The organism is Bradyrhizobium sp. MOS001 (assembly GCF_004634465.1).
Classification (GTDB): Bacteria; Pseudomonadota; Alphaproteobacteria; order Rhizobiales; family Xanthobacteraceae; genus Bradyrhizobium; species Bradyrhizobium barranii.
This window is the reverse complement of sequence record NZ_SPVJ01000038.1, coordinates 71,822-85,619: the sequence shown is the minus strand read 5'-3', so window position 1 is coordinate 85,619 and position 13,798 is coordinate 71,822. Positions and strand designations below refer to the sequence as shown.

At 66.2% G+C, this 13,798-nt stretch carries 14 protein-coding genes and 1 pseudogene; 7 read left to right on the top strand and 8 right to left on the bottom strand.

The annotated features are described in order from the left end of the window. Window positions 1–191 precede the first annotated feature (191 nt). Window positions 192–1,250, bottom strand: coding sequence for a DUF2155 domain-containing protein (locus CT676_RS32645; protein ID WP_167768231.1), 1,059 nt, complete (start codon window positions 1,248–1,250; stop codon window positions 192–194). 203 nt (window positions 1,251–1,453) lie between these two features. Here CT676_RS32645 and CT676_RS32640 point away from each other — a divergent pair, with 203 nt between their 5' ends. After that, entirely contained in the window at window positions 1,454–2,401 is a 948-nt protein-coding gene (locus tag CT676_RS32640; protein ID WP_135216165.1) for an alpha/beta hydrolase, read from the top strand. An 8-nt stretch (window positions 2,402–2,409) separates the two neighbouring features. Continuing rightward, window positions 2,410–3,417, top strand: a complete 1,008-nt coding sequence (locus CT676_RS32635; RefSeq protein ID WP_167768230.1) for a Na+-dependent transporter — start codon at window positions 2,410–2,412, stop codon at window positions 3,415–3,417. Window positions 3,418–3,424: 7 nt separating this feature from the next. Here the strand turns inward: CT676_RS32635 and CT676_RS32630 are convergent, their stop codons facing one another. Then, window positions 3,425–4,219: a methyltransferase domain-containing protein gene (locus tag CT676_RS32630; protein WP_135216163.1), complete on the bottom strand. Its 795-nt coding sequence runs from the start codon at window positions 4,217–4,219 to the stop codon at window positions 3,425–3,427. A 35-nt stretch (window positions 4,220–4,254) separates the two neighbouring features. Then, window positions 4,255–5,196 carry a GlxA family transcriptional regulator gene (locus tag CT676_RS32625; RefSeq protein WP_135216162.1) on the bottom strand — a complete coding sequence of 314 codons (942 nt, stop codon included), beginning with the start codon at window positions 5,194–5,196 and terminating at the stop codon, window positions 4,255–4,257. 94 nt (window positions 5,197–5,290) lie between these two features. Here CT676_RS32625 and CT676_RS32620 point away from each other — a divergent pair, with 94 nt between their 5' ends. After that, window positions 5,291–5,974, top strand: a complete 684-nt coding sequence (locus tag CT676_RS32620; RefSeq protein ID WP_135216161.1) for a DJ-1/PfpI family protein — start codon at window positions 5,291–5,293, stop codon at window positions 5,972–5,974. Between the two features lie 178 nt (window positions 5,975–6,152). Beyond that, window positions 6,153–6,800 (top strand): glutathione S-transferase, encoded by a 648-nt coding sequence (locus CT676_RS32615; protein ID WP_135216160.1) that lies wholly within the window; start codon window positions 6,153–6,155, stop codon window positions 6,798–6,800. 355 nt (window positions 6,801–7,155) lie between these two features. Here the strand turns inward: CT676_RS32615 and CT676_RS32610 are convergent, their stop codons facing one another. After that, a complete protein-coding gene (locus tag CT676_RS32610; protein ID WP_135216159.1) occupies window positions 7,156–7,563 on the bottom strand; it encodes an NADH:ubiquinone oxidoreductase subunit NDUFA12 in 408 nt (135 codons plus the stop codon). Window positions 7,564–7,811: 248 nt separating this feature from the next. On the opposite strand from CT676_RS32610, the gene CT676_RS32605 reads away from it, so the two are divergent. The 3 genes from CT676_RS32605 to CT676_RS32595 all read left to right on the top strand — a co-directional run bounded on the left by CT676_RS32605 (window position 7,812) and on the right by CT676_RS32595 (window position 11,347). After that, complete coding sequence (locus tag CT676_RS32605; protein WP_135216158.1) at window positions 7,812–8,432, top strand: BA14K family protein; 621 nt, start codon at window positions 7,812–7,814, stop codon at window positions 8,430–8,432. Window positions 8,433–8,678: 246 nt separating this feature from the next. Next, on the top strand, window positions 8,679–9,092 hold the full coding sequence (locus tag CT676_RS32600; protein ID WP_028148724.1) for a response regulator: 414 nt from the start codon (window positions 8,679–8,681) through the stop codon (window positions 9,090–9,092). Then, the gene (locus tag CT676_RS32595; RefSeq protein ID WP_135216157.1) at window positions 9,089–11,347 is read left to right on the top strand and encodes a CHASE3 domain-containing protein; all 2,259 of its coding nucleotides are present in this window, start codon (window positions 9,089–9,091) and stop codon (window positions 11,345–11,347) included. Before CT676_RS32600 ends, CT676_RS32595 begins: the two co-directional genes overlap by 4 nt. Window position 11,348: 1 nt before the next feature. Here CT676_RS32595 and CT676_RS32590 read toward each other — a convergent pair whose 3' ends face one another. The 4 genes and pseudogenes from CT676_RS32590 to CT676_RS44425 form a co-directional block, all read right to left on the bottom strand. Continuing rightward, window positions 11,349–12,500 carry a tetratricopeptide repeat protein gene (locus CT676_RS32590; protein ID WP_167768229.1) on the bottom strand — a complete coding sequence of 384 codons (1,152 nt, stop codon included), beginning with the start codon at window positions 12,498–12,500 and terminating at the stop codon, window positions 11,349–11,351. A gap of 100 nt (window positions 12,501–12,600) precedes the next feature. Beyond that, window positions 12,601–12,849: pseudogene (locus CT676_RS32585) on the bottom strand (DMT family transporter); the annotation flags it as partial. Between the two features lie 224 nt (window positions 12,850–13,073). Then, on the bottom strand, window positions 13,074–13,223 hold the full coding sequence (locus CT676_RS44430; RefSeq protein ID WP_167768228.1) for a hypothetical protein: 150 nt from the start codon (window positions 13,221–13,223) through the stop codon (window positions 13,074–13,076). A gap of 265 nt (window positions 13,224–13,488) precedes the next feature. Beyond that, window positions 13,489–13,797 carry a hypothetical protein gene (locus tag CT676_RS44425; RefSeq protein WP_167768227.1) on the bottom strand — a complete coding sequence of 103 codons (309 nt, stop codon included), beginning with the start codon at window positions 13,795–13,797 and terminating at the stop codon, window positions 13,489–13,491. Window position 13,798 lies beyond the last annotated feature (1 nt).

Sequence of the window (13,798 nt, the reverse complement as noted above, 5' to 3'; positions counted from 1 at the left end):
TGATTGCGGGACATCCCGCCCTCGATCGCGGACACGACACGCTTGCGAAGATCCAGAGAATAAGGCTTGCCCATCCATGCTGGCCTCCAACCCAGCCAGAATGGTGAATCAGAAACACACCGATTTGGGAATCCCAAATCGATTCAACCTAACCCCATCCTGCTTTAGCGCCCGAACCCGGGGGATTTGGTCTAACGCCCAAACCCCGGGATACCGAACAGGCCCGGCCGCTGCTCCGGCGGCGGCGGGGGTGGCGGCGCCGGCTGCTGCTGCTGGATCGGCGGCAAGGGCTGCGGCGGACGCTGCTGCACGGCCTGCTTGGGTGGCGCCGCCTTCTTCTGCGCGGGCGGCGGAGCCGGCGGCTTTGCCGCGGCCGGATCGGGCGCCGCGGTCGCAATGGTCTGCTGCGGCTCTTTGCAGTCGGTGAGCCAGATGTCGTAGATCGGATGCTCGACGCCGTGCAGGCCCGGGCTTGCCGCATACATCCAGCCCGAGAAGATGCGCTTCACCTCGCCCTGCAAGGTGATCTCGTCGACCTCGACGAAGGCGTCGGTATTGGTGGCTTCCGTCGCCGGCCGCGTATAGCAGGCGTCGGTTTTGACCCGCAGCGCGCCGAACTGGACGGTCTCGCCGATGTCCTCGTCGAAATTGATGATGCGCCCGGTGATCTTGTCGAGGCCGGAGAAGGTCGCCTTCTTGTTCACGATCTTCTGGGCCGGCGGCTCGGTCACGACCTCGTCGCCCGGCTGGAGGCTCGCCGGGGTCTGCGGGACAGGGCCGCCCGGCCCGCCCTTCTGCTGGGGCTGCCGCTGACCGGGCGCACCCGGGGCGGCTTGCGGATTGGGCGGAGCGACCGCCACGGACGGCGGCTGGTTTGGCGGAGCGACGGTTGAGCCCGGCGGCGGCGCCAGGGGCTGGGATTCGACCGGCCCCGGCATCACGTTACCTTGCCGGCCTGGCGGCGGCGCCATCGGGCGCGATGGCAGCACGCGGCCCTGCGGCGGCAGCTCGGGGACCTCTTCATCGTCATCGGGGATCTGCGGCTGCGGCTGACCACGCGGAATCGAACCCGGCGGCCGCGGCGGCGGGTCGGAGAAGATCGTGCCGATCTGCGCCTGCGCGGGCGTCGCAACCGTCAATGCGGTGGCGGCCAGAAGCGCCGCAAGACCTGGCAGGGCAAGTCTTGTAAGGGTAAAGGTTCGAACCATCTTCTCGCGCGGCTTCAACAGCGAATCGGGCTTGCTGGACATTCTACAGGGGATACCGCCGCTCGCAGGCCATCCGGTTAACACGGCGAATACGGCGGGGGAAGGGCGGCATCCCTGCCCTGCCCGTCGCCCGCTGGCCAGACCGGCGGCCGGATGGGATAGTTGACCGGCCCCTCCCCGGGGCCGAGGCGGGCAGCGCCCCCGAAACGACGTCCAACGATAACAGAAAGCCCAAGGTCGCTCCCATGCCCGTCGTGCTCGATCCCGATGCCGCCGCCGTCTACAAGGCCTTCCAGGACGCCGGCCGCCCCGCCTACGAGACCCTGACGGCACCGGAAGCCCGCGCCTATTACGGGCAGGCCCGCTTTGCCACCAACCCGGAGCCGCTGGAACTGGCGCGCGTCGCGGCGCTGGCGATCCCGGCGCCGCACGGCGCGATCCCCGCCCGCATCTACGTGCCAAAGGAGCCGCGCCTTCAGGACGGGTTGTCGCCGGCGCTGGTGTTCTTCCATGGCGGCGGGTGGGTGATCGGCGATCTCGACTCCCACGACGTCGTCTGCCGCCAGCTCGCCGTTTCAGGCGCGCTGATCGTGATCTCGGTCGATTACCGCCTCGCGCCCGAGCACAAGTTTCCCGCCGCCGCTGATGACGCGATCGCCGCCACAAAATGGATTGCCGCGAATGCGCGCGAGCTCGGCACCGATGCCTCGCGCCTTTCGATCGGCGGCGATAGCGCCGGCGGCAATCTCGCCGCCGTGGTCGCACTCACCGCACGCGACGGCAATGGTCCGAAGATCGCGGGTCAGGTCCTGATCTACCCCGCGACCGATTTCGCCATGACGCACGGCTCGCACAGCGAGCCCGAGACCAGCGTGCTGCTGACGCATTCGGTGATCCGCTGGTTCCGCGATCACTATCTCAACGGTACCGCCGACATCCACGACTGGCGCGCCTCGCCGGCGCGCGCGAAGAGCCTTGCCGGTCTGCCGCCGGCCTATGTGCTCACGGCTGGGGCCGATCCGCTGCGCGACGAAGGCGACGACTATGCCGAGCGCCTCAGGCAGGCCGGCGTGCCCGTCACGTACAAGCACTACCCCGGCCAGTTCCACGGCTTCTTCACGATGGGCAAATTGCTCCAGCAGGCCAATGTCGCGGTGCGCGAGATCGGCGCCTGGTTGAAGGAGCTGGGCTGACGCCTCCCATGCCCTTCGTTCTTCAAACCGTCTTCGCCCTCCCCCTGCGCGCGCTGACATGGCTCGGCAGCCAGGGCACCCGCGGGGTCGCGGCGGTCGTGTTCGTCGCCGCCGCCGTGCCGCCGCTCGGCGCGCTGCTGCGGCCCTACATCACCGAAGCGATCCTCGTCCTGCTCTGCATCTCCTTCATGCGAGTCGATCTCGCGGCGCTGTACGGTCACCTACGCCGCCCGGCGCTGATTGCGACCGCAACCGCCTGGACTACGATGGGCGTGCCGCTGATCGTCGGACTGATCATCTATGCAACAGGGCTCAACGACCGCTCGCCCGGCCTTTCCGTTGCCCTGATGCTCCAGAGCATGGCCTCGCCCATGATGGCGTCTCCGGCGCTCGCCGCGCTGATGGGCCTCGATGCCACGCTCGTGCTGGTCACGCTGGTGACCTCCACCGCGCTGGTCCCCTTCACAGCGTCGCTGTTCGCAAGCCTATTCCTCGACGGCATGCTCAGCGTCACGCCGGCGACGCTCGGCCTGAAGCTGCTCGGCATCCTCGCGGCGTCGCTGCTGGCCGCAACCATCATCCGTTGGGTGTTCGGCGCAAAAGCGATCCAGCGCCACAGGAAGCCGATCGACGGCTTCAACATCATCATCCTCCTGATCTTCGCCGCAGCGATCATGGGCGATGTTGTGAACGATCTGGTGGCGCAGCCGGTGTTCACCATCAGCCTTGCGGCTCTGTCCTTCGCGATCTATTTCACGCTGCTCGCCGTGACCACGCTGCTGTTCCGCCGCATCGGCTATGAGCGCGCGCTGGCGCTCGGGCTGATGGTGTCACAGCGCAATCTGGGCCTGATGCTGGCGGCGACCGCCGGCGCACTGCCGCCTACCACCTGGCTCTATTTCGCGATGACGCAATTTCCGATCCACCTTGCGCCCTACATGCTGACGCCGATCGCACGCCGCCTGGTGGCCCGCGCGGATGGCGCCGGCGAGGCAGCTGCAGGCAAGGCGACCTAGGACGCAGTCATAGCGGCGTCGCAGCCGGCTTTGAGGCCCTGAAGAGATAGCGGTTGGTGCTGAAGAAGTATTGTCCCGCCCCGCTGAGACGCTCGAACTCGCTGTGCCATGCTTCGAGATCATCGGCGGAAACGTCGTTCCTGCGGGCGACGAAGTCCCGAATGCCCTGGGCCAGCCCCTTGCTGTAGCTATCGTCATCGTACTGCAAATTCAGAATTGGAAAGACCGACGCTCCGTCCAGGTGAAGCCGTGCATTCACCAATCTGTGGGCCATCGACCTTGGGAGACGCGGGTGAGCGCAGTGCGCTTCCCATGATTTCATGACCGCGGCCATACGTTCCGGGCTTTCGGAATGCCACACCACCGCGTCCCAGTCGGTTGCGACAAAAATCGTGCGGCCCCCTGGCTTGAGCACGCGAAATGTCTCTGCGAGGACGCGGTCAACGTCAGGCACGTACTCGGCAACCTGCGTGCACACGACGACATCGAACGACGCATGGGATTGACCCAATTCCGTCGCGTTGCCGATCGCATAGGAAATCCAGGCGGAAGCCTTCTGCCGGTTGCAGACCTCGATCAGGTCAGTCGACACATCGATACCGACCACAGCACCGTCAGGCCCAACGATCTGCGCCATGCTTTCGCAGAGATAGCCGGGACCACATCCGATATCGAGAACGCTCTCGCCGGCAGACAGATTGATCTGCCGAATTGTCTCCGCGCGCTGGGCGGTCACGTCCCCTGTGAGATAAAGTCTTTGGAGCCGTTTCGCGTTCTCGTTGCTGTACTCCATCCCGCCCATCTTCGCCTCCACGCTCGAGTGCCAGGTCAGATTGCCTAGCCCGCCCGCGCCGCGCGCCGCAGCGCCTGCGGCGGCTGGCCGAAGGCGCGGATGAAGGCGCGCCGCATGCGCTCGGGGTCGCCAAATCCGGTCGCCTCCGCGACGAGCTCGATCGCCTCGCGCGAGGACTGCACGCGCTCGCGCGCGACCTCGATCCGTAAGCGCTCGATCGCCTTCGACGGCGTCGTGCCGGTCTCGGCGGCAAAGGCGCGGGCAAAATGCCGCGCGCTCATGCCGGCACGATCGGCGAGGTCTTCGACCGTCAGCCGGGCGTCGAGGTTCTCGCGCGCCCAGGACAGCAGCGCGCCGAAGCGGCCGTTCGGCGTCTTCAACTCCAAGAGCGATGAGAACTGCGACTGGCCGCCGCTGCGGCGATGATACAGCACGAGCTGGCGGGCGGCCTGCTGCGCGATCTCCTCACCATGGTCCTCGGTGACCATCGCGAGCGCGAGGTCGATACCTGCCGTAATGCCCGCCGACGTCCACACATTGCCGTCACGCGTGAAGATCTGGTCCGGCTCGAACTTCACCTTGGGATAGCGCGCGACGAAATCCCGTGTGCGGCCCCAATGCGTGGTGGCGCGGCGCCCATCGAGCAGGCCCGCCTCGGCCAGCACATAGGCGCCCGAGCAGACGCTGGCGACACGCACACCTCGCTTCGCCAGCCGCTGCACGAAGGCACGCGTGACCTCGCAGCGTGCGGCGTCCGTCACGCCTGCGCCACCCGCGATGACCAGTGTGGTGATCGCGTTCGCCGACCTGAAGTCGCGCGCCATCATTTCCACGCCGGACGAGCTGCGCACGGGGCCCGCGTTCAGTGCCAGCACGCGGATGCCGGTGGTCGTCTTGCCCGTGCAGCGCGCCGCGATCTCGAATACCGAGATCGGGCCGGCCGCATCGAGCAACTGGAAATCCGGGAAGATCAGGATGCCGATCATGGTCATGTCCGAAAGTGAGGGAAATACGCCATTTTGGACGGAATGGCATCATGAGAGGCTGCGTCCGTCAAGCTCATCTTTGGAGGACCTGCCCATGTCGTCACCGCTCCAGATCGGTCTTTTGGTGTTTCCGCGCGTCACCCAGCTCGATTTCACCGGTCCCTTGCAGGTGTTCTCCTCCGTCCCCGGCGCGAAGCTGCACCTGATCTGGAAACGGATCGAGCCGGTGCCGAGCGATTCCGTGCTGACGCTGACGCCAACCACGACATTCGCCGACTGTCCGCAGCTCGACGTGATCTGCGTGCCCGGCGGCGGCGGCACCAACGACCTGCTCAATGACGAAGAGGTGCTGGATTTCCTGCGCAGGCAGGCCGAAGGCGCCAAGTACGTCACCTCGGTCTGCACGGGGGCGCTGGCGCTCGGCGCTGCCGGCCTGCTCAAGGGCTACCGCGCTGCCACCCATTGGAGCGCGATGGAGATGCTCGGCCAGTTCGGCGCGACGCCGACCAGGACGCGCGTCTGCATCGACCGCAACCGCGTCACCGGCGGTGGCGTCACCGCCGGGATCGATTTCGCGCTGACGCTGGTGTCGATCCTGGTCGACCGCACCACGGCGGAAGCAATCCAGCTCCAGATCGAATACAACCCCGCCCCGCCGTTCAATTCAGGCTCGCCCGACACCGCGCCGGCCGAGGTGCTGGCGTTGCTGAGAGAGCGCGGCGCCGCAAACCAGGCCCGCCGCCTCGAGGCGGTCAAGCGCGCGGCTGAGCGGGTGTAGAGCAGAGGCTTTGCTCACGCGCCCCGAACGCAGCGCAGCACTTCCCGGGCAATGCAAAGCATCGTCCGGAAGCTCCATACTGCTGACATGACGCTGTCAGGAGCCTGTCGCGACAATCCATATCGCGCCCAACGCCCACGGACGCTTCCCGGTCGCGTGCGCACAGGAGGATCTGACCATGGCGCGATACCGGCTGCACTGCATCGGAGCTTCGGGCAATTCGTTCAAGGTCGCGCTATTCCTCAACTGCGCCGGGCTCGACTGGGAGCCGGTCGGCCTCGACTTCGCCGGCGGCGAGACCCGCACGCCTGACTGGCGGGCCACCACCAATGTCATGGGCGAGGTCCCCGTCCTCGAGGTCGATGGCCGGCACATGAGCCAGTCCGGTGCGATCCTGCTGTGGCTCGCCGAGACTCACGGCGTGTTCGGTCCGACGCCCGAGGAGACGTTCGAAGCCACGCGCTGGCTGCTGTTCGACAACCACAAGTTCACCGCGAACTTTGCCCAGCACCGGTTTCAACGCTGCTTCATGCCGGAGCCCGCCCATCCCGCTGTGCTCGCTTACTTGCGCGCGCGGACCGACAGCGCCTTCTCGATCGTCGACAGACACCTCTCCCACCGCAGCTTCATGCTGGGCGATCGGCCGACGATCGTCGATTTCTCAATGTTGGGCTATCTGTACTATCCGACCGAGGAGACGGGCTTTGATCTTGCCGCGACTTTCCCGGCGATTGATGCCTGGCGCCGGCGTGTCGTCGAACTGCCGGGCTGGAAGCCGCCCTATGAGATGATGCCAGTCGGCAACTCACCGACGCTCTATCTCTGAGAAGCGAGCAGAGCAACAGATCAAAGAAAAAGGCCGCTCGGTTTCCCAAGCGGCCTTTCCTGTCTTACGGTGGCTGCACATTCCATCGGGCGATTTCGAACTTCCAGACCGGGGGCCTATCTCCCGATCGAGTCCTCGTCGGCGGCCGCTGCATCTCGGGACAGTCGCGAACTGTTGCCCGAACCGAACGCGATGGTCTCCCATCTCCGTAAGATGGGACCATTGAGCCGCATCACTCGCGTAGCTGCAACGCCCGCGCATGAGCTGTCCCCGCTGTTCCCGTTGTCCACAGCAAGGTGAGGCGGATGCTGGTGCATCCACCGCCACGGCAAGGATTCGGACGGAGATCGGAAAGCTAGCCGGGCGTCCAGGGCTGATAGTCGCCGGTCGCCTTGGGACGCTTGCCGCTTGCAAGCGTCGAGCCGGAGGGCCGATAGGCGTTCGGCGTGCCGGTGGGGTTCGGCTGGTGCGGCTTTTGCCATTCGCGCGGCTGGTAGTTCTCTTCGGTCGGCGGCACATCGACGACGTGATGCATCCAGCCGTGCCAACCCGTCGGAATGCGGCTCGCTTCGGCGTAGCCGTTATAGATGACCCAACGCCGCTCGAATCCGAGCGTCGGATCGATCACGCCGCCGCGGGTCCGATAATAGCGGTTTCCCTGCTCGTCCTGGCCGACCAGCTCGCCGTACCGCTTGGTCCAGAGCTGGGTGCCAAAGGTCTGGCCACTCCACCAGGTGAAGAACTTGAGGAAGAACTGTTTCATACGGCTAGGGCCCTGCTTCGTGAGGCCCTGATGCCATCCGGGCGGCGAAATGTCCAGTTCCGCGGGGGCGGCGGTGCCCCCCGCAAAATGTGGTGCCCCCGGCGTAAGCCCTGCCGCAAATCGGACGCGATCCGTTCATGCCGGGTACAGCGGCCGCATGGAAACCTGCGCCACACGCGCACACCGGCGTGAACCCTGGAACCGCGGGCCCTTCAAGAGGTTTGCTTCAGGGAATAAGGAGTTTGAACATGAAAAGTCTGAGAATTTTGAGCGCCGCGGCAGCGGTCGCGTTGGTCCTTCCGTTGGCGACGCCGAGCTTCGCCCAGGGCCGTGGTGGCCACGGCGGTGGCGGCGGTGGTCATTTTGGCGGTGGCGGCGGCGCCCATTTCGGCGGTGGCGGCGCCCGCATGGGCGGCGGCAGCTTTGGCGGCGCGCGGTTCGGTGGCGGCGGCGGCAATTTCGCAGCCGGAGCCATGCGCCCGAGCGCCGGCCTAGCCATGCGTCCGACCGCAGGAGCCACGTTTAGTGGTGGCGGCGGCCGTCCCCTCGCAGTCGCGGGTAACAACTGGCGCGGCGGCGGCGGCAACTGGCACGGTGGCGGCTGGCGTCGTCACGGTGGCGGTTTCTGGCCGGGTGTCGCAGCCGGTGCTGCGATCGGCGGGCTAGGCTCTTACGCCTACTACGGTGGCGGATACTACAACGATCCCTATTACTATGGCGACGACAGCTACTATGATGAGCCGTCGGTCGCGGTGGTGCCGGACAACGGTGGTGACTCGTCGGCTTATTGCGCGCAGCGCTACAAGTCCTACGATCCGGCCTCGGGTACGTATCTCGGCTATGACGGCCAGCGTCATCCCTGCCCGTAAGCAGATCGACAACGCTTGACGGAAGAGGCGTCGCATCGGTGCGGCGCCTCTTTCGTTTGTCGCGCGCTCATCGCCTGTTTCGCGCGCGGCCCGCGCATCGCGTGGGAGGATCTATGCACGCGAGCGCGAGGGACCTTTATTCACCGCACCGTGCATATCTACAATGATCCAATCCCAAATTGACCCGTCCCGCGATTCGCCTATATCACCGATAGATGTGGGGACTTCGATCTACTGGGAAATGTCATGCCGCGTATCCTCGTGGTAGATGACGATCCGATGGTCGGCGCGACCATCGAGGTTCTGCTCCAGCGTCAGGGCTTCGATGTCACGATGGCTGACGGCGGCGAAACGGGGCTGGCTGCGCTCGAAGCGCAGACGTTTGACGTGATGCTGGTCGACATCTTCATGCCGCACATGCGCGGCTTCGAATCCATCCGCATCTTTCACGAGCGCGCCCCGGCGATCCCTCTCATCGCGATGTCCGGCTACGCCTTCGCCTCGTCTGCGTCGCCCTCCCCCGATTTCCTCCGCATGGCACTGGAACTCGGCGCGACACGCTGCCTGCGCAAGCCGTTCACGCCGGACGCGCTCCTGACCACGATCCGGGAATGCCTCGGCGAGGCCGCGCAGCCGAAGGACAAGAAAGAAGCCCCTTGATCCCAACGCAGCGCGTCATTCTCGGTGCTGGACTTGCAATCCTCCTGATCATCACCGCCGCCTCGATCGGACTCGACGTCAAGTCGCGGTTCGATGCCGCCTGGGTCAATCACACCATCGAGACGCAGAAGAAGATCTCCGATCTGCGCGTGCTGATGCGCCACGCCGAGAGCGCCGCGCGCGGCTACGAGATCTATCGCAACCCGAGCTTCAGCGACGAGTTTCAGGCGGTGCACGCCCAGCTCGCGCCGGCGCTCGCCGACCTCAAGCGCAGCCTGCGTGACAATCCGGATCAGGTCGCGCTCATGGAGGGCACCGAGTCGCTGGCGCTGCGCCGGGTCGAGATCGCCGCAGAGGTGATGCGCCTGCGCGCCGAGAACGACCAGGCCGGCGTTGCCGCGCTTCAGGGCAAGGCCGAGGGCCGCGGCCTCATGGACACGGTGATGGGCAATCTCGATCATCTGAGCGCGGAGGAAGAGCGATTGCTCGCCGCCCGCGCCCAGAGTTCCCGCCGCACCGGCATCGTCCTGCTCGGCATCGACGTGATCGGCGCGCTGGTGATCCTGCTGCTGGTCGCAATGCTGATGCGCGAGAGCCAGCGCACCACGGTCGCGCTGAAGAGCACGCTGCTGGAGACCACGGCGGCGAAGGAGCAACTCGAGGCGGCCGTCGCCGAGCGCACCGAGCATCTCGTCAACGCGCATGACGAGCTGCGGCTGTCGGTCAACGTGCTCCAGAGCACGTTCCACAGCATGGCCGAGGCTGTGCTGGTGATCGACGCCGAGGGCACTGTCCTTCTGTCCAACCCGGCCGCGGAGCGCATCTTGCTGCATCGCGCCGGCATGAGCCTGCGTAATCTGCGCGCCCTGTCCGACGTGTTTCACGGCGACGGCGTCACGCCGCTCAGGGCGGACGAATTGCCCTCGACGCGCGTGCTGCGCGGCGAGCAGTTCGAGAACCTGGAGATGATCGTCCGCCCGCACAGCGGCAACGATCCCCGCCATCTGATGATCAGCGGCCGGCCGATGCGCGACGGACAAGGCAACGTCTCCGGCGCCGTGCTGGTCTATCACGACGCGACCACTTCGCGCGAAACCGAGCGACAGCTGCACCAGTCGCAGAAGCTGGATGCGATCGGCAAGCTGACCGGCGGCGTCGCGCACGACTTCAACAACATGCTCACGGTGATATCAGGCAATACCGAGACGCTGGTGGCGAGCCTGAAGCAGCAGCCCGAGCTCCAGCGCGTGGCCCGCCTGATCGACGATGCCGCCGAGCGCTGCGCCGAGCTGATCCAGCATCTGCTCGCCTTTGCACGAAGGCAGCCGCTCCAGCCGCGCAATGTCGAGATCAACGGCGCGATCGCCGATATCGCCAAGCTGCTGCGCCCCACCCTCGGCGAGCAGATCCAGATCGAGACCGTGCTGGAACAGGGACCGATGACCGCGCATATCGATCCGTCCCGCCTCACCAATGCCGTGCTCAACATGGCGATCAACGCCCGCGACGCCATGCCGAACGGCGGCAAGCTGCTGCTCGAGACCCACCACGTCGTACTCGACGAGGCCTATGCGCAGGCCCACGCCGAGGTGCAGCCCGGCCCCTACGTGATGCTCGCGGTCAGCGACACCGGCACAGGCATGTCAGCGGACATCCAGCAGAAGGCCTTCGAGCCGTTCTTCACCACCAAGGAGGTCGGCAAGGGCTCGGGCCTCGGCCTCTCCATGGTCTACGGCTTCGTCAAGCAGTCCGGCGGCCACATCAAGATCTACAGCGAGGAAGGCCACGGCACCACGATCAAGCTCTATCTGCCGCCGGGCGACGGCATGACGGATGCGGCGGCCCCAGTGGCGCCGCAGGCCGAAGGCGGCGCCGAGACCATTTTCGTGGTCGAGGACGACACGCTGGTGCGCAACTTCGTCACCGCGCAGCTGCAGAGCCTCGGCTACGACACGGTCGCCGCGCCCGACAGCCGGGCCGCGCTGGACATGATCGAGGCCGGCCAGGGCTTCGACCTCCTGTTCACCGACGTCGTCATCCCCGGCGGCATGAGCGGCCGCGAGCTCGCCGAAGAGGTGGCCAAGCGCCGGCCGGGCGTGAGGGTGCTCTACACCTCCGGCTACACCGACAACGCCATCGTCCACCACGGCAAGCTCGACGACGGCGTGCTGCTGCTGACCAAGCCCTACCGCCGCAACCAGCTCGCCGAGATGATCCGGAAAGCGCTGAACGGCGGCGGGATGACGGCGGGCTAGTTCAAGGATTGTTCTGCGGCGGCTTCCGCCGCTTTGCCTCGAACACCTTCGCGACATCCGGAGGCATCGCCCCAGGCGCACGCGATCGCGCGCTTTCTATCGCCCATGCCTTTTCGAAATCGGCGCTCGCGGCGGCAGCGTCGTGCTTTTTCTCGTAGGCCGCGCTGCGTGCGCGATAGGCTTGTTCATTGTCCGGATCGAGTTCGATCTGCTTTGTGAAGTCGGCAATGGCCCGGTCCTGATCGTCCTTGAGCGCGTAGGCGCGGCCGCGAAGCCCGTAGACGTATCCGATCCTGGCGTCGGCTGCGATGCTGGCGTCGAAATCGGCGATGGCCGCGTCGAGATCGCGCGTGTGCAGATAGGCCGAGCCACGGATGCTGAACGAATACGAACGCTTCGGATTCAGCTCGAGCGCCTTGCTGGCGTCGGCAATCGCATGCGCGAAGTCATCCTGGCGTAAACGAGCGTCGGCGCGACTCTCGTAAGCCGCCGCACTGCCCGGATTCATGCTGATCCAGTGATCGATGTCGGCGATGGCGTGGCCGTAGTCCTTCTTTCGCCTGAACGCCACAGCCCGGTATCGATATCCGTCGAAACCGCCGTCCGGTTCGATGCCAAGCGCGCTGGCAAGATCGGACGACGCGCCGGCGCGGTCGCCGATGTGATTGCGGCTGTCTTGCCGGGCAAGATAGGCTGCGATCCATCTCGGGTTGATCTCGATCGCCCTGGATTCGTCCGCGATGGCACCGCGCCGATCGCCCTTCCTCGCGCGGGCGATACCCCGGTTGGTGTAGGCGCGAAAATTCTGCGGATCGATCTCGATGGCTTTCGTCGAGTCGGCGATCGACTGATCGACATTGCCGTCGTCGAAATTGGCTGCACCCCGCCTCATATACGCGTCGGCGAAGGCTGGATTGATGGCGATGGCCTCGCTCTCATCGGCGACGGCCGCCTTGTAGTCGCCGCTGCGCCAGTGGGCGTTGCCCCGATCATGAAAAAAGCCCGCACGTTCATCGTGGCCTGGCGTGCCGGCCTCGATCAGGCGCGTGCAGGCCGAAATCACGGCCGCTTCCGGAGCATCGTTGGATGCATTGCAAGATAACCGGTCCTGATCGGCTTGAGCCAATCCAAGGGACGGGATCAGGCCGAGCACGACGGCCAGCGCGATGACTCTCATGCGTTGCCCCTGGAGCGAGGTGAATTGCGGGAAACTATCTAGAGGTGCAGCGCGGCTTCGCGCAAGAGACCGCTGTCTAGCGCGTCGCCAGCACCACGGCCGCCAGCGTGAAGACCAGCGCGGCGATCTGCCCCGGCCCCAACGGCTCGTGCAGCGCCAGTGCCGAGGCGACGACGCCGATCACGGGTACCGCCATCGTCCCGATCGCCGCCACAGACGCCGGCAGGCGCGCTAACGCCGCGAACCAGCTGACATAGGCGATGCAGAACTGCACCACGGTCGAATAGACGGCTGCCCAGCCGAGCGTCGTCACCTGCTCCGGATGCGAGGCCTGGCACGGCTTCGACAGCGCCCGGATTGTGTGTGCGCCCGGCTGAGAACTGCACTGAATTACGAATGCTCACTGACGTCATCGGCGGTCTCGCAGCGGGGGCCGATGTTGTTTCCGGGTGACAGGCGACCGAAATCAAACGGTATTCCTGGCAGGCAAGACCATTCTCGTTGAGCCGCTTCGGCGAGCGAATATGTTGCGGTCTGTTTCTGAGGATTTCACCTCGGAATGGCCTGCGGGTCGGTGCCAAGTCTGCCGGTAATAAAATTGATAATTGAATCGAGAATTGGTTCTTGTCCGACCCGGCGCCGTTTCAGGCTCCCCACATTGTTGGCGAGCACGGCTGTCGCACTGGCGCTGACGATCATGTCGGCGCGCGCCGACGGCGGCGCTGGCGGAGCCGGTGGCAATGGCACGGGCGGCGGCGGTGGCGCTGCCGGTACCAGCGCCTCTCCTAACGGTGGAAATGGCGGTGACAACGCGATCGGACAAGGCGCGGGCGGCGGCGGCGGCGCTGCCGCAGGCGGCACCGGAGGCTCCGGGGGCACGGCGACCTCAGGCGGCAACGGCGGACTAGGCGGTGACGGCGGCAACATTGTCGGTGGCAGCGGTGGCAATGGCGGCAACGGCAACTCAGCCCTGACTGCGGGTAGTGGCGGTGGCGGCGGCGGTGGCGGCGAAGGTGCGCTCGGTGCCGGCTCCGGTGGAGCGGGTGGCGCCGGCGGTCACGGCGGCGCCAGCGCGAGCGGCGCCGATGGTTCTGCTGTCATTGGTGGCCTTGATGCCAGCGCGGGAACGGGCAGCGGCGGCGTCGGTGGCGGCGGTGGTGCGGGTGGCGCCGGCGTGCAGGTCAGCGTCGGAGGCAGCACCCTTTCGATAGCGGCGACCGGCGGCGCGGGTGGGGTTGGTGGCAGTGGCGGCGCCGGCGGGAGCGGCGGGCAAT